Raw genomic sequence first — 22244 nt, forward strand, 5'->3', positions numbered from 1 at the left:
GCCTGGCACAGGGGCTCGACCCGCGCGCGATGCGCGGCTAAGACGACGCCTCGAATCCGCCGGCGCCGCGGCCGCGTACTACTGATAGGGACGGCGGCCGGCCTCTGAATCGTCGGGGTGCGTGCGCGGTGGGGAGGAGGAGCCGCCGTCCCTTACCCCCTCACCGTTCCTTCTGATGGGTTTCACCAGCAGCAATCGCCCGGCGCTCGCGCACCGGACTGCGAGCCGTGCCCTGCCGCGCTCATGGTCGCGCGCCGAGCCGCGTGTCTGCGGTGAAGCTGAGGAAGCCTTCGACGCGCGGCGGCGCCGCCACGCCGGGCAGCGGCACCACAAGCTGCGTGTCCAGGTGCGGCGCCAAGTCCGGCGTCGTGCGCCCCCCGCCGCCGATCACGTTGCCGTCCGCCGCGTAGGCTACGACGCTGAGCCACGCGTTGCGGACCGGCACGGCGTTGTGATTGGTCAGCAGCAGCGTGGCGAGCGGCGGCGTCGCGTCCGTCACGCCGGTGACGACGACGACGACGGCGGTGCTGCTCGAGTCCCCCGGAGGCAGCGGGCGGAGCATCACGTCCATCCGGGTAGGCGAGGCGGCCGCGGAGGCCGGCAGCGCCTCCGCCCAGCCGGGGCGGCCGAGCGGCGCGATGTAGGGGATGACGAAGCTGCGCACCTTCGCCTGCCCCGGCGACGCGCCAGCGAAGCGCACCTCACCGCGTACGCCCACGGCGGCCGGCCCCGGATTCTCGACCACCATGGCGTAGCTGCCGCCGCTCGCATCGATATGAAAGCCCTGCGCGGCCACGCGCGGCGCATCAGCAACAGCGGGCGCGGGTGGAGGGCTGGCGGCGGGCGTGCCGGCGGGTGCACGTAGCGCCGGCAGCGATGGCGTAGCGACCGCGAGCGTCGAAGCCGGCGTGTCCATGGCGGCGGCCGTTGCCGGCGCGGGGCTGTTCACGGGCGCGACAACCCGCTCGCTTCCGGCGGCTGCGGCAGGGGGCGCGGCTGGATTCGGGCGCGCCGCGCCCCCGCAGGCCACGCCCAGCAAGAGGCCCAACGCCACGTACGGCAGCGCGCCACGCGCGAAGGCAGCCGGCAGAGCTTGCCGCTGCCCTTTCGCTCGCTTGCCCACGCCCGTTCGTCTCTCTTGCGGCGAGGTCGCCTTTGCCCGCACGTACGCATCGTGCCGGCAGCGAACCGATCGTCGCGCCTGCCTGCCCGCTTCGGCGTGGCGGAGGCCGCCGGCCGGCCGAGCCGGCGGCCTCCATGAAACCTGAGTCCCGATCTCAGCGGCCCGAGGAGCGGGCGCGCCGCCCGAACCAGCCGGCGCCGCCCAGCAGGAGCAGGCCGGCCGCGATCAGCAGTCCCACCAGCCAGCGGTCCGCGCCGTGGCCGTTCAGGTAGCCGCCGTTGCCGGAGCCCGGCAGCCCATTCGCCGCGGCCGGCGGCGCCCCGGCGGCGACCTGCCCCGCGCCGAACGTCGCGGTGATCGCGTTGGTGATGTCACCGGCGATCGGCGTGTGGTCGTTGTTGTGGAGTTGGACCTTGATCTCGTGCTGCCCCGGCGCGATCTGCGGCAGGGCGTCGTTGGGGATGGTGATCGAGTCGGAGACGCTCAGCCCCGCGTACTTGCCGTCGATATAGATATGCCAGTGGCCGACACCCGGCTGCGGCGGCGTGCCGATCTTGGTGCCGTCCAGCTTCAGGCCGGTGATCTGCACCTTGATCTCGTTCGGCCGCGTGGTGGAGAGCTGCGCCCCGTTTGCCGGCGAGATGATCTTGATCGAAGGGCTGCCGCCGGCGGGCGTGAACTTCACGTCCTGGGTGAAATTCACCATCGCCGTGGCGATGATGTCGCCTGCCACCGGCGTGTGGTCGTTGTTGTGCAGTTGCACCTTGATCTCGTGCTCGCCGGCGGGAATGTCGGTGAGCGCGTCGTTGGGCACGGTGACCACGTCGGAGACGCTCAGGCCCGCGTACTTCCCGTCGACGTAGACGTGCCAGTGTCCAATGCCGGGCTGGGGCGGCGTGCCGATCTTGGTGCCATCCATGTGAAAGTTGCTGACCTGCACGTGCACGTCCAGCGGCCCGGAATCCGACTGCCCCGCGCTGGGCGAGACGAGCTTGATGCCGGGCGACGCCTGGGCGTGAGTGTGCCGGGCCGCGGGTAGCAGCAGCGCCGCGGCGGCAAGCAGAAGGATTGCTGGGAAGCGGGTCAACGGGAGCCGGTGCATCGATACCTCCATCTCGTCGCGCACTATTGGGGCGAGCACCGCCGGCGGCGGGTGTGGCTACTCGCCGGCGGGTTCGCCGCGGTCGGTACCTGCCGCGCGCAGGGCGCGACCCGGGCATGGCCGGGCGTGAACCGGCGTCTGCCCGCCGGCGAAGAGGCGCAGCACCGCCCCCGCGTGCAGGCAGGGGCAGTGCATGCGCACCTGCCGCGGCAGCCGCTGCTCGGCGATGCAGAAGCGGTCGAACGGACAGTAGGCCCAGCCTTCGGGCAGGGGGCCCTCGCCGCGGCGGGGCGCCAGCCGCGCCGCCAGCTCGTGTTCCAGCCCCGCGCGGAAGCCGGCGTCTGTTGCAACAGGCGCTTCCAGATCGCCCAGCAGCTGCTCCACGTCGTCCGCGTGCTGGGGTTCAAATCCGTTCATGGCTGCCGATCTCCCCGTTGATCGCGCCGCGATCGCCATAGGCGCGGCGGAAGGCATGCCGTGCCCGCGCCAGCAGCGACTCCGCGGCGTCCTCGGAAAGCTGCAACTGCCCGGCCAATTCGCGGCCGCTGAGCCGGTCAAGATACTTCAGTGTCAGCGCCTGCTGGTAGCGCGGGGGCAGGGCGCGCAGGGCAGCCAGCACCAGGCCGCGCCGTTCCTCGCGCTCGACCAGGTCACACGGATCGATCAGGTCGCGCGGCTCGGCCACGAAGGCGGAGCGGATCTCGCCCAGGCGTTGCAGGCGGCGGAAGTGGTCGGCTACTTTGTGGCGGGCGATGCCGCAGAGCCAGGTGAAGACCTCGGCGCGGCCGTCGAACCGCTCCAGGGCGCCGAACGCCGCCACCAGGCTCTCTTGCGTCAGGTCCTCGGCGGTTTGCTGGTCGCCGCCGACGCGGAAGAAGACGAAGCGATAGAGACGGTCGAGATAGGCGCTGGTGAAGATCTCCAGTGCCATGGCGTCGCCGTGCCGCAACCGGCGGAGGAGATCACTCTCATGGTCCGGGTCTGGCGGCGCCGGTTTCACATCGGTCCTCCGCGGCGCGCTCACCGCATTCAGATCGTTCGTCGCAGCAGGCGGGAATTTCCGTCGCTCGCCATTGATCGCGCCTGGGCGCCTGGGCGCAGCGGCTCAGGGCACGACCTGCACCACGCCCTTCATCCACGGGTGCAGGCTGCAGTGATAGGGCACGCTGCCGGCCGCGGCGAAGCTATGGCTGAAGTGGTCGCCGGCGTTCAGCACGCCCGAATCAAAGCTCGAGCCGTCATCGGCGGTGACCGTGTGGATCTCGTTGCCGGCCGGGTTGGTCCAGGTCACGCTGCCGCCGGCCTTGACCGTCACCATCGCCGGCATGAAGCCCCAGCCGTGCGGGTCTCCCGGCGGCTGGTCGAGCGACACGGTGGCCGTCGCGGGCGCGGAAACTGCCACGGCCGTCGCCGGAGCGGGCGAGTGCGCGGCTGTTGCTGTCGGCGTAGCGACGGCTGTGGCGATCGAAGCGGTCGCCGGCGCCGACGCGGGTGTGGACGCGACCGCTTGTGGCGCTACGCTGGCCCCAACGGCTGCCGGCGCGGTTACGCTGGCGACGCCTTGCGTTCCCGCCGCCGGAGTGCTCTGGTTACTGCTGCAGGCGACCAGCCCGGCCGTGAGGCCCGCGAGCGCCAGCAGCCATCCCAACCTCTGCACGCTATCCCTCCACTGTGCGCTTCACGGCTTACAGATGGTTTCAAAACCGGCTCGATCGCCGTGTGCTGCGCGTGCACGACCACCCGGAACGCCGGTTTTAGAACCATGTCTTCGTCCTGCTGGTTAGTCGCCGGGGCGGCGGCTTTCCGTCGTGCCCGTGCCGGCCGGCAGCGGACCGGCGTCCTACCGCTGGTACGAGCCACTGCCGTGCAGCGGATGCACGTGCTGGTGGCCGGTGCGCCCGCCGCTTACGCTTGACGCCCTTCCGAATGGTCTGCTAGCGTCGATCCAGCAGTCGGAGGCAGCGAGGAACCGTGTCGCAAACCGCACGCGTAGCGATGCCAGGCGCCGGCGCCGTCCTTATCGCGGCGATGCGTGCGCCCGTGCGTCGGCGCGGAGGCGGTCGGGCGGCATAGAACGCCGCGGATCGGTCAACTCACAGACGCCACGGGCAGCAGGCCCGCGGCGTTTTCGTTTTGGTGCGGGTTCCTGCGCCGGGCTGGGGCAGGCACGCGGCGGGAGGCGTGGCGATGCAGACGATCGAGGTCGAGGCGCTGGAGAAGCGCTTCCGTGCCCGGCGTAAACAGCCGGGCCTCGGCGGCAGCGTGCGGGCGCTCTTCGCGCCGCAGTACAGCGAGGTGACCGCCGTCGATCGCCTCAGCTTCAGCATCGGTCGCGGTGAAATCGCCGGCTTTATCGGCCCGAACGGCGCCGGCAAGTCCACGACGCTGAAGATGCTCACCGGCATCCTGCATCCCAGCGGCGGCAGCGCCCGCGTGCTCGGCTTCGTGCCCTGGCGCGAGCGCAAACGGCTCACCTATCGGATCGCCTCGGTCTTCGGTCAGCGCTCGCAGCTTTGGTACCACCTGCCGCCGGCCGACAGCTTCAACCTGCTGGCACACGTCTACGAGCTGGAGCAGGGCGCGTACCGGGCGCGGCTGGCGCGGCTGGTGGAGCTGTTCGCGATTGCGCCCTACCTGCACGTGCCGGTGCGGCGGCTGAGCCTGGGCGAACGCATGCGCTGCGAAATCGCCGCGGCGCTGCTGCACCGGCCCGAGCTGCTGCTGCTGGACGAGCCGACGATCGGCCTCGACGTCGTCGCCAAGGGCCAGATCCGTGCCTTCGTGCGGCAGCTTGCCGAGGAGGAGCAGGTCACGGTACTGCTCACCTCGCACGACGCGGGCGACATCGAGCAGGTCTGCCGCCGTGTGCTGGTAATCAACCACGGCACGCTGATCTTCGACGACGCGCTGGAGCGGCTGAAGCGCGGCTTCCTGCGCCACAAGGTGATCGATCTGAAGTTGGCCGAGCCGGGTGAACCGCAACCGGAGCCGGGCCTGCGCGTGCTCAGCGCCGATCCGTACCGGCTGCGGCTGGAGGTGGACAGCGACCGGCAGCCGATGGAGCGGGTGATCGCCGGCCTCGTCGGCCGTTACCGCATCGCCGACCTGACCGTGGAGGAGCCGCCGCTGGACGAAGTGATCGCGGCGATCTACGCCGCGGGCCGCCCGGTACTCACCGCGCCGCAAGGCTGAAGCCGGACCCGCGCGCAGCGGAAATTGGAGAGATGAGAGTGGACGGCGAGCTGCTCGCTACCCGTTCCGGCTTCCTCCCCTATGCCCTACGCTCCACGCCCTGCGGCCTCGCCCTGGAGCGACCAGGGGCTGGTCTTCGTGATGCGGACCGAAACCAACTCGCCGATCGCCGCCGCGCCGTCGAAATGGACGAGCTTGTTGGTGCGGCTGCGGCCGGAGCGGCGGCCCTCGCGGATCTCTTCGACCAGCACGTCCTGCACGCTGCCCAGCAGCCGCGCGTTGATCTCCGTGGCGATCCGTTCCTGCGCGTGCTCAACCGCCTGCAGGCGGCGCTTCTTTTCGTCGGCCGGCACATCGTCGGGCAGGCGGCGCCAGGCGATCGTGCCCGGCCGCGGCGAATAGGTGGCGACGTGGACCTTGTCGAAACGCAGCTCTTCGAGCAGCGCCAGCGAGTGCGCGAACTGCTCCTCCGTCTCGCCGGGGAAGCCGACGATCAGGTCGGTGGTGATGCTCGCGCCCGGCATCAGCTCGCGCACGCGCCGTACTTTGGCGCGGTACTCGCCCAGCGCGTAGCCGCGGCGCATGGCGCCGAGCACGCCGTCGTCGCCGCTCTGCACGGGCAGGCTGAACGACTCGCACACCTTCGGCAGCTCGGCCACGGCCTGCATGATGCGTTCGGTCATGTCACGCGGATACGAGGTGAGAAAGCGGATGCGCTCGAGTCCGGGCAGATCGTGGATCAGGCGCATCAGGTCGCCGAGATCGGGTTGATCGGGCAGGTCGTAGCCGTAGGCTTCGACCGTCTGGCCGAGCAGCGTCACCTCGCGCACGCCGCTGCGCACCAGCGTCGCGACCTCGTGCTGGATTTCGGCGGGCGGGCGGCTGCGCTCGCGGCCGCGGCGGTAGGGCACGATGCAGTAGGTGCAAAACTTGTTGCAGCCCTCGATCACCGGCACAAACGCCGTCGGACCGCCCGTCTGGCCCACGGCTTCCGGCCAGAACTCGCCGCCGAGGTCGTCGGTGTCAACGCCGAGGCCGTGCAGCACGTCGTCGAACGCCTGCGGCTGGGCGAAGATGTCGACGAAGGGGAAGCGGTGCTCGAGATCGGCGGTGCGCGGGCCGATCATGCAGCCCATCATCACGATCTTCAGCTCGCCGTGCCGCTGCTGCTTCAACCGCTTGAGCGTCGCCAGCTTGTTCACGGCGCGCTCTTCGGCGCCCTCGCGCACGGCGCAGGTGTTGACGACCACGACATCGGCCTCTTCCGGCCTCGCCACCGCGGCATAGCCGACGCGGTCGAGGCCGGCGCCCAGCCGCGCGGAGTCGGCCTGGTTCACCTGGCAGCCGACGGTCCAGATGTGGTACCTGAGCATGGCCGTGGTCCTCGATCGGCGCCGAGCGAGCCGAGGCGCTAATCCTACACTGTCTTCGCCGCTTCGGCCCTCTCGGCCCTCAATGAAAAGACCCCTGCGTGCAGGGGCCGGCTCTGCGTGGCGGAGGGGGAGGGATTCGAACCCTCGATCCCGAAGGATAACGGTTTAGCAAACCGCCGCACTAGGCCACTATGCGACCCCCCCCGAAAACGCGAGCCTGGGCGAGCTTGCGCGAGGTTGATACCCCCGGCAACCGCCGCCCCGTCGCGTTGACGGTCTGACCACTGGCGAGTCTATCAGACCCGCCACCGCGTGGGAAGCCGCCACGCTCAAGCCTTCGCCGTCGAGCAACGGCGCCTGACGGGACGCGACAATCGGGGGCTGCGCGCTACGCGTCGTCGGGGAGCGGCAGCAGCGCCTGGATCGGCGGCAGGCCAGATGCCTGCACCTGCCAGTGCTCGCCGCGGTCGTCGCTGCGATACACCGTGTCCGCGACCGCGGCGTACACCCGCTCCTCGCCCTCCGCCACCAGCGCCCCCACCATCCGCGCGAACGGCGCCGGCAGGCCCTGCTCCAGCCGCTGCCAGTGCGTGCCGCCGTCCTCACTGCGGTAGAGCACCACGTTGGCGCCGTTGCGCCAACCCGGCGGCGGCGTGGCCGCTGCGGCGGTGTACACCCGCTCGGGGGCGGCGGCACTTGCGGCAAACGTCACCGTATAGCCCCGGTCCAGACCGTCGTCGTAGTGCTGCCAGCGGTCGCCGCCGTCATCGCTGCGGTAGAAGCCGCCGCCCGTCGTGGCGTAGAGGCGCGCCGTGGGCGTGGGCGTCACCGTGTGCACGTCCCAGTACAGCCCCTCGTTCAGGCTGAGCCAGCTGCGGCCGCCGTCGGGGCTGCGGAAGACGCCGCCCTCTTCGACACCGATGTAGATCCCGCCGGTCACTGCGGGGTCCGGCGCGATCGAGCGGATATGGGGAATGTGCGGCGGCGGCGGAAAGGTCCAGGTCTCGTAGCCGGGGATCTGCCGCACGGATTCGCAGGCCAGCCAGGTCACGCCGCCGTCGTCGCTGCGGTAAAGCATGGCGGGCGAAACGCCCAGGTAGAACCGGCCCGGCAGCCGCGGGTCGGCGGCGAAGGCCCAGACCTCCTCCTCCACGCTGCGCGGGTTGAGGCAGTCCCACTCGCCCTCCGCGCCGCGCCGCCAAACGGCGTTCTCCGCCGCAAGCGCGCAGACCGCCCGCGCGCCGCGCGCGAGGAAACGCGGCGCGGGCACCGTTCCCTCCGTTGTCGAGCGGTTCTCGGTCAAACAGAAGATGCCATCGGCGGTGCCGGCAAGCAGGCGCGCCATTGGTTCCCTCCTCCAGACACGGCGGGGTGGCCGCGGGGACACGTCCATTCTACGCCCGCGGCGGAAGCACGGCAGCGCGTCCCGGTGATCGCATTGGCCCCGCGCCGGTGGCCAGAACTCCGCCGCGGTGGTACCGTGCGAGCGCGGGCGTATGAGCGCGTCCACTCGCTTGCAACAGCGCGGCGACAGGGCGATACCGGAGGTGCAACATGGCGGAGACGGAAGGCAAGGCTCAGGTAGAGATCGCGTACTGCGTCACCTGACAGCTCTTCCCCACGGCCGCCTGGATGGCGACCGAGCTGTATGCGGCCTTTGGCAACGACCTTGCCCTGACCCTCACGCCCGCGGGCGGGGGCCGTTTCGAGGTCTACCTGAACGGTAAGAAGATCTGGGACCGCAAAGAGGCGCCGGGCCGGCCCTACCCCAGCCTGGCCGTGGTGCACGACCTGCACGACGTCGTCGCCGAGGCGATCGCGGCGGCCGAGGTGCCTGCCCGCTGAGCCCGTGCGGCAAACGGTCGTCCTTCGCCGGCGCCCCACGGTCATGGCCTTCGCGCCTTCGCGCCTTCGCGCATGAAGCCTGGCCGCGGCTCAGCGCAGCAGCACCCGCGGCGTGCCCGGCTCCGCCGCGATTACAGCGCCCACCAGCCAGGCGCCGGGCAGGGCGCGCAGCAGCGGCTCGCACTGCTCGGGCGCGGCAGCGATCACCATGCCGACGCCCATGTTGAAGGTGCGGAACATCTCCATCTCCGGCACGTCGCCCGTGCGTTGGATGAAGCGGAAGAGCGTCGGCACGTCCCACGAGGAGCGCTCGAACTCGGCCGCCACGCCCTCGGGCAGGATGCGCGGCACATTCTCGTACAGCCCGCCGCCGGTGATGTGCGCCAGCGCCGTGATGCGCGGCAGGAGCGGCTGTAGCTCGTGCAGGTAGCCTCGGTGCGGCACCATCAGTGCCGCGCCGAGGCTGGTGTCCGTGCCCGGCACGATCTGCGCCAGCACCTCGCGATCGTGCTGCTCCGTCTCGGCGCCGCCCTGCGCGATCTGGAAGATCCGCCGTACCAGCGAGTAGCCGTTGGTGTGCAGGCCGTTCGACGGCAGCGCCAGCAGCGCGTCGCCGGGGCGGATGCGCGAGCCGTCCAGCAGGGCCTCGCGCTCGCAGACGCCGACGATGAAGCCGGCGATGTCGAAGTCGCCGCGCTCGTAGACGCCGGGCATGTCGGCCGTTTCGCCGCCGATCAGCGAGCAGCCGGCCTCACGGCAGGCCTCGGCCATGCCCTCGACGATCGCTACTTTCTGGTCTTCGCTCAGGCCGTTGTTGGCAAGGTAGTCGAGGAAGAAGAGCGGCGCGGCGCCGGCGGTGAAGATATCGTTGACGCAGTGGTTGACCAGGTCGCGGCCGACCGTGTCGTAGCGGTCCAGCACGCGCGCCAGCTTGACCTTGGTGCCCACGCCGTCGGTGCTGGAGACGAGCACCGGCTCGCGGTACGCGCCCAGCTTCCACAGCGCGGCGAACGGCCCGATGCCGGCCAGGACTTCGGGCCGCGCCGTGCCCGCCGCCAGCCGCTTCATACGCTCGACGGCGCGGTTGGTCGCGTCGATATCCACGCCCGCCGCGGCGTAGGCGTCAGTCACGGCCAGCAGCCGTGCGGATGACAGGTGACAATGGAGTCAGCAGCCGACGGCCCGGCCAGGCTCAGCGCTAACCGCCCCATCTGTACCCTGAAACCAGTCACCGTAACCCCTCACCGTACCCCGTCGTGCGGGTGGTCGGCGTCGCCGGCGGCGACGAGCGCGGGCTGGCGGTAGTCTGTGCCTTCCAGCGTGAGCTTGTCGAACTCGAGCTGCACGGGCACCGGGTAGTGGCCGGTGAAGCAGGCGAGGCAGAAGCTCTCGCGCGGCATGCCCGTGGCGTGGATCAGGCCGTCCAGGCTCAGATAGCCGAGGCTGTCGGCGCCGCTCACGCGCTCGATCTCCTCGACGGAAATGCGCGCCGCCAAAAGCTCCTTACGTGTGGCCATGTCCACGCCGAAGTGGCAGGGATGGCGGATCGGCGGGGCGCAGATGCGGAGGTGGATCTCGCGGGCGCCGGCGTCGCGGATCATCTTCACCACGCGCGGCGTGGTCGTGCCGCGCACGATCGAGTCGTCCACCACCACCACGCGCTGGCCCTCCAGCACTTCGCGCACCGGGTTGAACTTCAGGTGCACGCCCGTCTCGCGCAGCCGCTGGTCGGGCTGGATGAAGGTGCGGCCCACGTAGCGGTTCTTCATCAGCCCCTCGGCGAAGGGGATGCCGGAGGCACGGGCATAGCCCACGGCGGCGGCCGTGGCCGAGTCGGGCACGCCGATCACGATATCGGCGTCCACCGGGTACTCGTTCGCCAGCTCGGCGCCCATCGCCATGCGCATCGGGTAGATGCGGCGGTCGCGGATGATGCTGTCGGGCCGCGAGAAATAGATGTACTCGAAGACGCAGAAGGCGTCCTGCTTCGACTCCACCGCCTGCTCGGCGTGCATCCCGTCGGCGTCGAGGATCACAACCTCGCCCGGCTCGACCTCGCGCACGTACTCGGCGCCCAGGTGATCGAGGGCGCAGGTTTCCGAGGCGATGCACCAGCCGCCGCCCAGCCGGCCGATGCAGAGCGGGCGGTTGCCCATCGGGTCGCGCACGCCGATCACTTTGTCCGGCGTGAGAATCGTGAGGCAGTAGGCGCCCTCGATGCGGCGCATGACGTGGCGCAGCCGCTCCACCCAGGTGAAGCCGGGCGCCATGCTCAGCATGCGGGCGATCAGCTCCGAGTCGGTGGAGGTGGTCAGCTCGTGCCCTTGCTCTTCGAGCTGGCGACGCAAAATCGGCGCGTTGACGAGGTTGCCGTTGTGCGCCAGGGCGATCTCCCCGCGTTGGCCGATGGTGTGGATCGGCTGGGCGTTGGCGATGCGGCTGGAGCCGGTGGTCGAGTAGCGCGTGTGGCCGATGCCCAGGTGGCCGGGCAGGTGCGCCAGGTCTTCCTCTTCGAAGACCTGCGCCACGAGGCCCATGCCCGTGCGCACGTGCAGGCTGCCCTTGTCCGCCGTGGCGATGCCGGCGCTCTCCTGCCCGCGGTGTTGCAGGGCGAAGAGGCCGTAAAAGGTGAGGCGGGCGACCTGCTCTTCCGGCAGATAGACGCCGAAGACACCGCAGGCCTCTTTGAGCTCGTCGGTTGCCGCCGCCGGGGCGAGCGCCAGGTCGGCCGGCAGTGGCCGCGAGCCAAGCGCGGGCATAGCCGGCAAGGTGCGCACCGCGGCGCCGGCAGAGGACCGATCGACGGGCGTGCCATCATGCTGCTGCATCATCAGCCTGCCTGCGGGTACACGCCAGTACGGTGGAAACGGTGCGCGGGAACGCGGGCAACGGCCATTCGCTCAAGTTCGTCTCTGCTTCCGCAGCGAGAGGGGACGCGTCCCTGCGGCGAACTGACACCTTTATGGTACGGCCCGCCCCGCCGAAGGGTCAAACCCGCCGCACGACGTAACAACGCGCCGCGGCGACCCGCGCCTCGCCCGTGCTCGGTGAACGCACGCAACAACGAACCGCGCAGCGCCGCACCCGGCGGCTTGACAGCCCGCGCGCGATGGCCCATCGTTCAAACAGATGTTTAAGTCTCAACGGGATGGAGATGCCGATGCCCGCGACCGCATCCTGCGCGCCGCCGCGGAGGAGATCGCGGCCAGCGGCTGGGGCGGCGTGCGCATCCGCGCCGTGGCCGAGCGCGCCGGGGTCAACGTCGCCATGCCGCACTACTACTTCGGCTCGCGCGAGGCGCTGCTCAAGGCCGCCACGCTGGCGCTGCTCGAGGCCGAGTTTCGCGAGCCGGGCGAGCTGCTGCTGCGCGCCCGCAGCCTGCAGGAGGCGGTGCAAGGGATGATCGGCTGGATCGGCCGCTACGACCCGGCCGCGCCGGCGCACCGAGTCTTCGGGGAGGCGTTGCTCGAAGTCGTGCGCGACGAAGCGCTGCGGGTGCAGCTCGGCCCGATCCTCGCCGGCTTCCGCGCACGGTTGACCGAGCTGGCAGCGTCCGGGTCCTTGCCGCCGGGCGCCGAGCCGGCCGGCGCGGCCGCAGTGCTCGCCGCCACGATGGACGGCCTGCTGCTGCACCGCGTCTCCGACCCGGCGACCGATCTGGCCGCGGCGGCACGGACGCTGGCGGCCCTGCTCGACGGGCGGCGGCCAGCGGGCGACGGGGGAGATACGCGATGACCGCGGCAACTGAGCCGGTGCTCGAAGCGCGCGATCTGCGCCGCACCTACGGACGCCACAAGGTGCTCAACGGCGTCAGCTTCGCCGTGCGGCCGGGCGAGCTGGTGGGCATCGTCGGCGAGAACGGCGCCGGCAAGTCGACGCTGCTCAAGATCCTGGCGGGCGAGCTGCGGCCGGACACCGGCGACGTGCTGCTGCGCGGCGGCGCCGGCTACTGTCCACAGTTGCCTGTCTTGAACGAGGCGCTGAGCGTGCAGCAGCACCTCGACTACTTTGCCGCCGCCTACGCGCTGCACGATCTTTCCTATGCCGACGCGCTGGTGCAGAAGCTGGCTTTTAGTCAGTACCGCGCCGCGCGCGTCGGCGCCCTGAGCGGCGGCACGCGGCAGAAGCTGAACCTGACGCTGGCGCTGATGCACCGCCCCGGCCTGCTGCTGCTCGATGAGCCCTATCAAGGCTTCGACTGGGAGACGTATTTGCGCTTCTGGGACCTGGCGCTCGACTGCCGTGCCCAGGGCGTGGCCGTGCTGGTGATCTCGCACCTGCTGTTCGAGCGCGAGCGCTTCGACCGCATCGCGCACCTGCGCGGCGGCCGCATCGAGGAGTACAGGCCATGAGGGCGAGCGCGCTGCGCGGTCTGCTGCCCGGTCACGCGGTGAGCGCCGCGGCGCCCGTGGAGGCAACGGCCGCCACGAGCGGGACACGCGTCGCCGGCCGCTACCGCACGGCGCTGAAGGCGCTGCTGATTGAGCAGGGCCGTAACCACACGGCGTTGCTGCTGCTCGTCGGCTTCGTGCCGCTCTGGTACGGGTTGATGGTGGTGCTGGTGCCGGCCGACGCCGTGGCCTTCCGCTTCCGCGTCACCGGCCAGTTCCTGCAGGTGAACGGCCAGCAACTCTCGCTGATCACCGCCGGGTTGAACGCGATCACACTGATCGTCGGCTTCGTGCTGTTCAGCGCCACGCGCCGCGGCATGGCCTTCGACCGGCGCCTGGCGCTGGCGGGCTATCCGCGCGGCACCTTGCTCTGGGCGAAGCTGACGGCGCTGACGCTCGTCTCCGCCGCCGTCGCGCTCTACGCCAGCGTGGTCCTGCTCGCCTTCTGGCGACCAGGCGGGCTGTTGTTGATCTTCGCCGGCTGCTTCTGCGCGGCGCTGACCTACGGCGCCTTCGGTTTCCTGCTGGGCGTGCTGGTGCGCGGCGAGCTGGAAGGCTTCTTCCTGGTGATCATGCTCAGCCTGATGGACGCGTTCTTGCAGAACCCGATCGGCAATCCGGCCGCGAACAAGGACCTGCTCGCCTACTTCCCGACCTTTGCGCCCACGCAGCTCGCCGTCGCCGGGGGGTTCACGTCTGCCTTCCCCGACCGCTACATCGGGCTTGCGCTCGCCTGGGCCGCCGCCTTCGCCCTGCTCGGCTCCCTGATCTTCGCCGTCCGCACGCGCATCGCCGGCCGACGCACCGCAAACGCTCGCCCTCCGGCAGCCATCAACCTCGGCGGCTGAGCGACTCGCCGGGGCGCGCCGGTCAGGAGCCGATGCGGACGATCTCCCGTCCGTGCGCGGCGGTGATGGCGATTCCCGAGAGGTCTGGCCCGCCGTCGCGCAGGTGAACGGCGTCTGAGCGGTTGCCGGCGGCGAAGATGCCGCCACCAACCTTGAGCTGGTCGACCTCGCCCTCGATCTCCACACTCACCACGTCGTCGCCGGCGGTCAGGACCTTGCCGCCGATGTGGACGGCGCCGACCTTGCCGCCGGGCTTGACGCTGAAGGCGATCGCCTTGAGCGAGACCTGAACGCCCTTGACCAGGCTTTGGCCCTCGCCGCCCTCCGTGCTCAGGTCCCCGGCGATCTCCAGCAGCGGCAGCGGCTTGCTGATCTGGACCCCTACCGAGCCGTCACCGTGAGTGGCGATCGAGCCGAACGAGGCATGCCGCAGCGACCCGTCGTACAGGTTGAAGCCGCGGGCGCCCGCGCCGAAGGTCTGGATCGGCGCCGGCACCTCCAGCCGGTCGATCTGACCGAAGTTGACAAAGCCGATCCCACTGGGGCCGAGGGATGTCACGGCCGCGGTCGCGGTCCAGGTGGACACCGCGCCCCAGTTATCGAGCACCATGTCGTTCTGCCCGTTCGTCGTCACCGGCCCGGCGTTGACGACCCGGTCCACGACCGCGCCGGAGATGACAAACACACCACCGGAGATCAGATCGGGGGTGCCGGCGGGGATCCCGCCGTCGGTGTGGATCTCCCCGGTTCGCAGGATCGAGACCCGGACGGTCCCGCCATCAGCGACGCCGTCCCAGTTGCCATGGCCGCCCACAAACACGCGCTACCGCGTACCGGCGACTCGCGGCTGCCCGCCGCAATGTCGAGCAGCTCCGCCGTGATGGTCACGCCTGCATCGGGCTGTCGATTCCAGAGGGTGAAGGCGCCCTGGAGCGCTTCCACACCGAAGCCATGCGGCCGCTCGGCGCGCCCGCGCACGTCGGCGCTGGCGATCATCAACCCTTCTACGCGTACGTGACCGGAACGCACGTTGTCCGCGGCGAGCAGCAGCACCTGTCCCGTCGCGCGCACGCTTCGCAGGCTCAGCGTGCCAAGGTCCTCAACACTGGTGTCATTGAGGATCGCGACCTCATCGTCGGCGGTCAGGATGGTGACACCATCCAGTTCGTTGTTCCGCGTCAGCCGCACACCCTTGGCGCCGAAGCGTAGTGTGCCCCCGCGCAGGCGCACGCCGGGGCCGAGGGTGATCATCGGCATGCCGCCGAGACTGCCGCGCACCTCGATCTCGCCGGTCGAGGACTCCACAGCCGCGAGCAGCTCCTGCGCCGTCGTCACGATAGTCATGGCCGTCGTCCTCCTGGCCTCGGTGCAATTGAGCAATCGAGTAATGCCGGATCCGGCCGGCACTCGTCCCCGTGAAGCGACACGAACGCAGCGGCGCCTGCAAGGTCGAACAAGCATAGTCCCGCGATCTCGTGCGCGCATAACCCAAGTCCGAGGCTGGTCGCTAGCGGCTGAGGGCGCCGCACGGTCACGCCAAGGCGGTCAGGGATCGCGCTCCCTTGCAGGCGCATCCGGCGCTTCGCCTGCCGCCCCGCGCCGCGCCCGGATCGCCTCCGCGGCGGCGGCGCTGAAAGGGTCGGAGGGGTGTACTCTCGGAGGAAGGCGGCGTCGATGCGGTCGATCGCCTCCGGGTCCAGCACCGCGGCTTCGAGCTTCGGCCCGTCTTCCGGGCCGCCGGGGCCGCCGTCGTCGGGACCGCCGTCGCCGTCAGGACCGTTGTCGCCGTGGTCGAAGCCGGCCTGGTAGCGGGCCAGCGCCTCCTCGGCCGAAAGGCCGCCCCAGAGCACCGCCTGCAGGAGCGGATAGCAGCGATCGACCTCGGCGCAGACGCAGGAGACGGCCTGCATGATCTGCGCGAAGCTCAGCTCGGCCGCGCCGGTGGGCAGCACCGTGCCGAAGGAGAGGCTGTGGCCGCCGAAGCGGTAGAGCATGAACGCGCCGAACAGCATGGCGCCGTTGAGGAGCAGCGCCAGGCGGCAGGCCTCGCCCAGCCGCGCCGGCTCGGCCAGCGCCGGGGCGAAGAGACCGATGTCGTGCTGGTAGATCGCGCAGTAGCCCAGCTCGGGCGAGACGGTCAGCCGCAACTCGTGCGGCACGCGATCGCAGCCGTGGCGCAGGTAGAGCGAAGGCTCCCCCTCGGCGCGGTCGTAGCAGACGCCCGCGGCGTCGAACAGCGCTTCCAGGCGCTCGATCGTGAACTGGCTGAGCGGCTGGGACACGGACTCGGACACGGGCGCCACCTCCACGAAGCTTCCTGCACGGCCGGGCACACAGCGCGCCGGCCGCCACGATTCCTGCCTGCTGTTCCGCGCGAGCGCGCGAACTGCGACGCGCGCCGGGCCGAAGGCGGCAGGCAAGCCGGAGCCAGCCGCGCGCAGACAGGGCCGCGGGGCTCCGTCAGCAGGAGATCTGGAGGGGGATCAGGTAACGGCTGAACGCATGACGCCACCTCGCATCTGCTGGCGAGCGGGCGTCTGTTCAGCCGCCGCGCTCTCGGAGAGGCCCCATGAACCGGTACGCACCGATTCCAGCACCTTGGCCGAGCGCCGAAAGCTCCGCTCGGGTCGGTTGCTGCGCCGGTGATGCGCGTTCCGCGCACCCCGGTGCTCTGCATGGGGGAGGCTGACTGAGCATCCTCACCCTCAGGATACCCGATTGCGAAACGTTTGTGCGAATTTCCGCATCGCGAACGTGTTGCAGCTTCACCGTTCGGCAACCCAAACACCGTGCCGCTTGACGGCCCGGCCGTGGCGGCGCTCAATAGCGGCACGGCAACAAGGGGGTGAGACGATGACCACGCTGAGTGAAAGCACCCGCTCCGAATCCAGCCCCGAGTTCGATCCGTTCTCCGCGGCGTTTCTCAGCGACCCGTACCCCTGGTTCGCCCGTTACCGCGCCGAGGCGCCGGTGTTTTACAGCCCGGCGCTCGACTACTGGGTGCTCTCACGCTACGAAGATGTGCGCGCCGCCTTCCGCGACACGGCCACCTACTCCGCCGCCAATGCCCTGTCCCCGATCCAGCCGCCCTGCCCGCGCGCCGCCGCGGCCCTGCGCGACGGCGGCTTCCGCTCCGTGCCCACGCTGACGAACACCGACCCGCCCGTGCACACCCGCGCCCGCCGCATTGCCAACGCCGCCTTCACGCCGCGGCTCGTGGCGCGCATGGAGCCCTTCGTGCGCGAGCTGGCCGGCCGCATGATCGAGGAGCGGCTGTGGGGCGGCCGCAGCGACATCGTGCGGGCACTCACCTGGGAGCTGCCGGCGCTGGTGATCTTCAAGGTGCTGGGCGTGCCCGACGAAGATGTGCCCCGCGTGAAAGAGGGCTCCTCCAACCGGCTGCTGTTCATGTTCGGCCGCTCGGAGGAGGAGCAGCAGGTGCAGATCGCCGAGGGCATGGCCGCCTTCTGGCGCTACACCGAAGAACTGGCGTCCAGCCGGCGCGAGCAGCCGCGCGACGACTTCACCAGCGAGCTGGTACACACGCTCGACCTCGAAGGCAAGCCGCTCTCGCAGCAGGAGGCGGCGACGGTGCTCTTCGGCCTGCTGCTCGCCGGGCACGAAACGACGACGAATCTGCTCTCCAACGGTCTGCGCCGCTTCCTCGAACGGCGTGTGATCTGGGAAGAGCTGTGCGCCGAGCCGGCGTTGATTCCCAATGCGGTGGAAGAGGTGCTGCGCTACGATCCGTCGGTCGTGATCTGGCGGCGCAAGATGAGGGCCGCCTCGCGCATCCGCGGCGTCGATGTGCCGGCGGACGCCAACCTGCTGTTGCTCGTTGGCTCGGCCAACCGCGACGAGGAGGTGTTTGAAGACCCGGACGTGCTCGACATCCGCCGCGCCAACGCCCGCGAGCATCTGGCCTTCGGCCTCGGCAACCACCTCTGCCTGGGCGCGCCGCTGGCGCGGCTGGAGGCGCGCGTCGTCTTCGAGGAGCTGGCGCGGCGGCGGCCGGGCCTGCGCCTCGTGTCCGGCCAGCCGTTGACGTTCCATCCGAACATCTCCTTCCGCGGCCCTGCCTCGCTGCTGGTGGAGTGGGACACGGCGCCGTCGTAGCCGGGGTCGCCACGGCGAAACGCAGCGCCGCCAGCGGCGACTTCGCTGCACGTACAGATGGTTTCAAAACCGGCTCGGGTTCCCGCTTGAAGGTGTGCGATCGCGCGTGAACGCCGGTTGTGAAACCATGTCCTAGGCGGCGGCCCGCGCGGCGGGCGCATGGTAGCGTGGATGGCGAGACCACGCCGCCGAGGAGCGTGCCGCCATGCCCGATGCGCAATTCTACGCCTACCGCATTCAGCCCACACGGCCCGCCATGCTGACTGAGGGCCTGAGCCCCGCCGAGCTGGACAGCTTCCAGCGCCACAGCGCCTACCTGCAAACGCTTGTGGACGACGGCATCGCCTGCTTCATCGGCCGCACGCTGAACCGCGACGCCAGCGGCTGGGCGGCAACCGTGTTCAAAGCCGAGTCGGAAGCGGCGGCCCGCGCCGTGATGAACGCCGACCCCTTCGTGCGGGACGGCGTGATGCGCGCCGAGTTGTTCCCCTTCCGCATCGTCGCCATCAAGGAAGCGAACGCCTCCTGACGTCCGGCTCTTTCCGTGCTCGTTTTCGCGCCGGAGATCCGTCTTTAGCTCAGCTGCGGCCATGTGATGCCGACGTTCGAAGCCAACGATCGATTTGAACAGGACTACAGGCGCCTGCGACCCGATCAGCGGGCGCAGTTCAAGCGGGCGCTGCGTGAGTTCATCGGCGTGCTGCGAGACTGGGAGCGGGAGCAACGGCCAGGATTCCCACGATTCCCGGCGCACCTGGGCGTCAAGCCGATGGCGAACCAGCGGACGCTGCTTATGGAGTTCCGCTGCTCGCCCGACGGGCGCTGCACCTGGCAATACGGAAGGCCGCGCCAGCGCCGCTATCACATCATCTGGCGAAGGATGGGCACGCACGCGATCCACGAGGATCCGTAGCAATCAGCTATCGCGCTCCCAGCGGGACAGGACGGCCTGCAGTTGAGCCTCATCCTCGAAATACCGCTTCGGCCGGGTGGGAGCGGTTGGCGTATGTTGCGCACCCGGCGGCTGTATATTCTCGGGGCTCAGAGCGATGCCGTCGATGACCGGAAGTGTCTCCCCGTCGGCAAGGCTGCCGCGCACCCAATCTTCCAGTTGCGCCCGCAGATCGTCGAGGCAGTCCTGCTCGGTGGCGCCCAGCGCTACGAGCCCGAAAGCCTCGGGAACCGTCGCTGCAACCACGTCGTCCACGCATTCAAGGCGCGCGTGCTGCATCGCGGCGCGGATATAGGCATCGATGACTGCCGGATGTGGCAAAGCCGTTCCCTCTCCTTCAGTATGCAGCACCTCTGGTGAGCCAACAACGCCGATATCTGCCAATCCCATGGGTGGGTGAGTGCCCAGGGGCACGATTCCCAACAACGACGCATGGGTCCGCTACGCCGATTCCAGCCGCGCAAGCCAGGGATGCTCGGGCTTGTAGCGGCGCAGCGCTGCGGCCAGCCAGGCCCGGCGTTCGGCGTCGAGCCGCGGCAGCACGGTGGTAAAGTCGGCTTCGTCTCTCGGCCGCGGCGCATCCGTCGCCTTGTAGAGCAGCTGCACTGCGGGCGCGAGGAAGGGGATGCCGTCTGCCGTGCGACAGGTGAGCTGCGCCAGCGGCCCGCCGATCGACGGCTCACGGCGGAAGCTCCAGCGGCCGGCCTCGGCGTTGGCGAGCATGAGCTGCACCGCCCACGGCGCCTCCGGCCCGCGCCGGCACCAGAGATCGTGGATCGGCTCGTCGAGCCATTCCCCCCGGCGCCACGGCCGCAGGCTGCCGGGCGGGTCGGCGGCGTACAGATCCCAGCCGGCCAGAGCCGCCCGCACCACGAGTTGATCTTGCCGCAGCACCAGCACATCGGTGTCACCGTGCTCGCGCGTTTGCCGGCCGAGAAACAGGTCGAGCGCCCAGCCGCCCGAGATCCACCATGGCACGGAGAGCCCGGCGAACAGCACCGCCACCTCGCCTACGCTCAACGGCTGCCACGGGCCGAGCGAGTCCGGCACATTCACCTCCCGGCGCCGACAGGCTGGGAGTCGATTGCGTTTCCCTGCCCAATCCGCTGGCGCGACCTCGGCGCGACGGAGCCGTTGCGAACCGATCATCTCACGCGACGTGGCCAGGCGCTCCAGCGCGGGGTGGGTACGGTCTCTGCTGGAAGCCCGCCGGTACGCAGGCTGGGAAGGGCGGTGCGGCGGGCTACAACGATCTTCGGAAATTTCCGATGAAAGGCGTCTCAGACGGTTGACATGGCCGATCGGGCATCGTAAATTACCGATGAGAGGGCAACGGCGTGAAGCAGCTGGAGCAGACGGAGCAGGAGACGCGGGCAGTGCGCATGCTGCGCGCCATGGCCAACCCCGTTCGCTTCCGCATCGTGCGGCTGTTGGCCGAGCGCGACACCTGCGTCTGCGGCGAGCTGGTCGAGGCGCTGCCACTGGCGCAAAGCACGGTCTCGGAGCACCTGAAGGTGCTCAAGGACGCGGGCATCGTGCGCGGCACGATCGGCGGGCCGAACACCTGCTACTGCCTGGACCCGCAGGCGCTGCGCTTTCTCGGCGGCGTTTTTGGCGCACTGGAGCAGCAGGCGTGCTGCTGAGCGCCGGATCGCTGTAGGCACGATATCGGAAAAGTCCGATGAAAGGAGGACGTAACGGTCAGCAACTTCGAGGCCTTTCGGCCGGGGCTGCGGCGTCTTGCGGCCGGCCCATCCTCCAGCTAGCGATCGCCGGCAGCCTCTGGAACCATCCACACGGATGAAGGAGCACGATCATGGCACAGCGAACGGCGGACGAGATCCGGCAGGCGGTGAGCGCGGCCTACGGCGCGCGCGCCAAAGACGTGGCTGCCGGCGATACCAGCGGCTGCTGCGGCGACGACTGCTGCGGCGAGGCGCGCGCGGGCGGCGTCAAGGCGCAGTACTACAGTGAAACACAGACCGACGGGTTGCCGGAAACAGCAGTCTCCTACGGCTGCGGTAACCCCGTGGCGATCGGCAGCCTGCAGGCCGGCGAAACCGTGCTTGACCTCGGCTCCGGCGCCGGACTCGACTGCTTCCTCGCCGCGCGGCAGGTCGGCCCCGCCGGCCGCGTGATCGGCCTGGACATGACCGACGAGATGCTGGCGCTAGCCGCGCAGAACCAGGCCAAAATCGCCGCCGAAAACGTCGAGTTCCGCAAGGGCGTGATGGAGGCGATGCCGGTCGAGAGCGCCTCGGTCGATGTGATCATCTCCAACTGCGTGATCAACCTTTCGCCCGACAAGGACGCCGTCTTCCGCGAGGCGTTCCGCGTGCTGCGCCCCGGCGGCCGGCTGCACGTCTCCGACGTCGTGCTGCTGCACCCGCTCTCGGCGGCCGAGCAGGAGGACATGAGCCTCTGGGCCGGCTGCATCGCCGGCGCGCTGGAGCGCACGGATTATGCCGTCCGCCTGCACGCCGCCGGCTTCACCGATGTCGTCGTCACGCTCAAAGACGGCGAGGACGCGCAGCCCTGGCGCAGCGCCCTGATCGACGCCTGGAAGCCGGGCGGCAGCGGCCGGCCGCGCCCGGTCGCCCGCCTGGAGCCGATCGAGCCGATTGCCGTGCCCGGCCTGCAAACCGGCGCCTGCTGCACGACCGACGCCGACGGCAACACGCGCTGCTGCTGAGCGCCATGCCTGCCATAGTCAGCGTCGAGGTCACGTCCGCCGCCCTGCACGAGAAGACCGTGCTGCGACACCTGCTGGAGCTGTACAAGTACGACTTCAGCGAGTTCACGGGCGAGGACGTAGACGCCCATGGCCTCTTCGGCTACCGCTACCTGGACCATTACTGGACGGAGCCGGCGCGCTGGCCCTTCCTCTTCAAAGTACGTCCGGCCGCGGCCGGTTCTGGAGCCGAGGGCCGGCTCGCCGGCTTTGCCCTGGTCAGCGATCGCACCATCCTGCCCGAAAACGCCGGCGGCTTCGACCTGGCCGAGTTCTTCGTGTTGCGCCGGCACCGCCGGCAGGGGATCGGCGTTGCAGCGGCCGGGCAGCTCTTCGATCGCTTTCCCGGCCGCTGGGAGGTGCGCGCGCTGGCGGAGAACACGGGCACCGTCGCCTTCTGGCGCCGCGCGATCGGCGCCTGCACCGGCGGCGCGTTTCAGGAGGTCATACTGGACAACGACGCCTGGCGCGGCCCGGTGCAGTCCTTCGTTGCGGCTGGCCCCGGCGCTCGGGCGCGGAATTGACGCACCGGCAGTATGTGCTGGCGATGGCGCCTTGCGGTTATAGTATT

The 22244-nt window shown here is 70.1% G+C and carries 23 protein-coding genes, 1 tRNA gene and 1 pseudogene; 11 read left to right on the top strand and 14 right to left on the bottom strand.

What is annotated here, in order from left to right; translation table 11 throughout:
- Positions 1–241: 241 nt before the first annotated feature.
- The 5 genes from VKV26_08930 to VKV26_08950 all read right to left on the bottom strand — a co-directional run bounded on the left by VKV26_08930 (position 242) and on the right by VKV26_08950 (position 3627).
- Positions 242–796 (bottom strand): hypothetical protein, encoded by a 555-nt coding sequence (locus VKV26_08930; GenBank protein ID HLZ70015.1) that lies wholly within the window; start codon positions 794–796, stop codon positions 242–244.
- Between the two features lie 481 nt (positions 797–1277).
- A complete protein-coding gene (locus tag VKV26_08935) occupies positions 1278–2225 on the bottom strand; it encodes a hypothetical protein (GenBank protein HLZ70016.1) in 948 nt (315 codons plus the stop codon).
- Positions 2226–2282: 57 nt separating this feature from the next.
- Positions 2283–2642: a hypothetical protein gene (locus VKV26_08940; GenBank protein ID HLZ70017.1), complete on the bottom strand. Its 360-nt coding sequence runs from the start codon at positions 2640–2642 to the stop codon at positions 2283–2285.
- Positions 2629–3249, bottom strand: coding sequence for a sigma-70 family RNA polymerase sigma factor (locus VKV26_08945; protein ID HLZ70018.1), 621 nt, complete (start codon positions 3247–3249; stop codon positions 2629–2631). Before VKV26_08945 ends, VKV26_08940 begins: the two co-directional genes overlap by 14 nt.
- A gap of 81 nt (positions 3250–3330) precedes the next feature.
- Complete coding sequence (locus tag VKV26_08950; protein ID HLZ70019.1) at positions 3331–3627, bottom strand: plastocyanin/azurin family copper-binding protein; 297 nt, start codon at positions 3625–3627, stop codon at positions 3331–3333.
- A 785-nt stretch (positions 3628–4412) separates the two neighbouring features.
- Between VKV26_08950 and VKV26_08955 the strand changes: the two genes are divergently transcribed.
- The gene (locus VKV26_08955) at positions 4413–5417 is read left to right on the top strand and encodes an ATP-binding cassette domain-containing protein (protein ID HLZ70020.1); all 1005 of its coding nucleotides are present in this window, start codon (positions 4413–4415) and stop codon (positions 5415–5417) included.
- An 86-nt stretch (positions 5418–5503) separates the two neighbouring features.
- On the opposite strand, the gene miaB is transcribed toward VKV26_08955, so the two are convergent.
- The 3 genes from miaB to VKV26_08970 form a co-directional block, all read right to left on the bottom strand.
- Complete coding sequence (gene miaB, locus VKV26_08960) at positions 5504–6790, bottom strand: tRNA (N6-isopentenyl adenosine(37)-C2)-methylthiotransferase MiaB (protein ID HLZ70021.1); 1287 nt, start codon at positions 6788–6790, stop codon at positions 5504–5506.
- A gap of 118 nt (positions 6791–6908) precedes the next feature.
- Positions 6909–6994, bottom strand: a tRNA-Ser gene (locus tag VKV26_08965).
- 184 nt (positions 6995–7178) lie between these two features.
- Complete coding sequence (locus tag VKV26_08970) at positions 7179–8135, bottom strand: exo-alpha-sialidase (GenBank protein HLZ70022.1); 957 nt, start codon at positions 8133–8135, stop codon at positions 7179–7181.
- 284 nt (positions 8136–8419) lie between these two features.
- Here VKV26_08970 and VKV26_08975 point away from each other — a divergent pair.
- Positions 8420–8635 (top strand): annotated as a pseudogene (locus VKV26_08975) (Rdx family protein).
- Between the two features lie 90 nt (positions 8636–8725).
- Here the strand turns inward: VKV26_08975 and purM are convergent.
- Both purM and purF read right to left on the bottom strand, forming a co-directional pair.
- Positions 8726–9766 (bottom strand): phosphoribosylformylglycinamidine cyclo-ligase, encoded by a 1041-nt coding sequence (gene purM, locus VKV26_08980; GenBank protein HLZ70023.1) that lies wholly within the window; start codon positions 9764–9766, stop codon positions 8726–8728.
- Positions 9767–9876: 110 nt separating this feature from the next.
- Complete coding sequence (gene purF, locus VKV26_08985) at positions 9877–11463, bottom strand: amidophosphoribosyltransferase (GenBank protein ID HLZ70024.1); 1587 nt, start codon at positions 11461–11463, stop codon at positions 9877–9879.
- 301 nt (positions 11464–11764) lie between these two features.
- Between purF and VKV26_08990 the strand changes: the two genes are divergently transcribed.
- From VKV26_08990 to VKV26_09000, 3 genes are read left to right on the top strand one after another with little or no spacing between them, the layout of a single operon-like run.
- A complete protein-coding gene (locus VKV26_08990) occupies positions 11765–12370 on the top strand; it encodes a TetR family transcriptional regulator (protein ID HLZ70025.1) in 606 nt (201 codons plus the stop codon).
- Positions 12367–12987: an ABC transporter ATP-binding protein gene (locus VKV26_08995; protein ID HLZ70026.1), complete on the top strand. Its 621-nt coding sequence runs from the start codon at positions 12367–12369 to the stop codon at positions 12985–12987. Before VKV26_08990 ends, VKV26_08995 begins: the two co-directional genes overlap by 4 nt.
- Complete coding sequence (locus tag VKV26_09000) at positions 12984–13874, top strand: hypothetical protein (GenBank protein ID HLZ70027.1); 891 nt, start codon at positions 12984–12986, stop codon at positions 13872–13874. Before VKV26_08995 ends, VKV26_09000 begins: the two co-directional genes overlap by 4 nt.
- Before the next feature lie 22 nt (positions 13875–13896).
- On the opposite strand, the gene VKV26_09005 is transcribed toward VKV26_09000, so the two are convergent.
- Both VKV26_09005 and VKV26_09010 read right to left on the bottom strand, forming a co-directional pair.
- On the bottom strand, positions 13897–14694 hold the full coding sequence (locus VKV26_09005; GenBank protein ID HLZ70028.1) for a hypothetical protein: 798 nt from the start codon (positions 14692–14694) through the stop codon (positions 13897–13899).
- Between the two features lie 520 nt (positions 14695–15214).
- Positions 15215–16168: a YbjN domain-containing protein gene (locus tag VKV26_09010; protein HLZ70029.1), complete on the bottom strand. Its 954-nt coding sequence runs from the start codon at positions 16166–16168 to the stop codon at positions 15215–15217.
- A gap of 559 nt (positions 16169–16727) precedes the next feature.
- On the opposite strand from VKV26_09010, the gene VKV26_09015 reads away from it, so the two are divergent.
- The 3 genes from VKV26_09015 (at position 16728) to VKV26_09025 (ending at position 18903) form a co-directional block, all read left to right on the top strand.
- The gene (locus VKV26_09015) at positions 16728–17990 is read left to right on the top strand and encodes a cytochrome P450 (GenBank protein HLZ70030.1); all 1263 of its coding nucleotides are present in this window, start codon (positions 16728–16730) and stop codon (positions 17988–17990) included.
- A 205-nt stretch (positions 17991–18195) separates the two neighbouring features.
- Complete coding sequence (locus VKV26_09020) at positions 18196–18519, top strand: YciI family protein (protein HLZ70031.1); 324 nt, start codon at positions 18196–18198, stop codon at positions 18517–18519.
- A gap of 66 nt (positions 18520–18585) precedes the next feature.
- Positions 18586–18903, top strand: a complete 318-nt coding sequence (locus VKV26_09025) for a hypothetical protein (protein HLZ70032.1) — start codon at positions 18586–18588, stop codon at positions 18901–18903.
- Positions 18904–18906: 3 nt separating this feature from the next.
- Here VKV26_09025 and VKV26_09030 read toward each other — a convergent pair whose 3' ends face one another.
- Together VKV26_09030 and VKV26_09035 are read right to left on the bottom strand one after the other, a co-directional pair.
- Positions 18907–19332 carry a hypothetical protein gene (locus VKV26_09030; protein HLZ70033.1) on the bottom strand — a complete coding sequence of 142 codons (426 nt, stop codon included), beginning with the start codon at positions 19330–19332 and terminating at the stop codon, positions 18907–18909.
- A 51-nt stretch (positions 19333–19383) separates the two neighbouring features.
- The gene (locus tag VKV26_09035; protein HLZ70034.1) at positions 19384–19992 is read right to left on the bottom strand and encodes an amino acid transporter; all 609 of its coding nucleotides are present in this window, start codon (positions 19990–19992) and stop codon (positions 19384–19386) included.
- Positions 19993–20279: 287 nt separating this feature from the next.
- Between VKV26_09035 and VKV26_09040 the strand changes: the two genes are divergently transcribed.
- From VKV26_09040 to VKV26_09050, 3 genes are all read left to right on the top strand, one after another.
- Positions 20280–20585, top strand: coding sequence for a metalloregulator ArsR/SmtB family transcription factor (locus tag VKV26_09040; protein HLZ70035.1), 306 nt, complete (start codon positions 20280–20282; stop codon positions 20583–20585).
- A gap of 173 nt (positions 20586–20758) precedes the next feature.
- Positions 20759–21634: an arsenite methyltransferase gene (gene arsM, locus VKV26_09045; protein ID HLZ70036.1), complete on the top strand. Its 876-nt coding sequence runs from the start codon at positions 20759–20761 to the stop codon at positions 21632–21634.
- Between the two features lie 5 nt (positions 21635–21639).
- On the top strand, positions 21640–22197 hold the full coding sequence (locus VKV26_09050; GenBank protein ID HLZ70037.1) for a GNAT family N-acetyltransferase: 558 nt from the start codon (positions 21640–21642) through the stop codon (positions 22195–22197).
- Positions 22198–22244 lie beyond the last annotated feature (47 nt).

The organism is Dehalococcoidia bacterium (assembly GCA_035310145.1).
Taxonomy (GTDB): domain Bacteria; phylum Chloroflexota; class Dehalococcoidia; order CAUJGQ01; family CAUJGQ01; genus CALFMN01.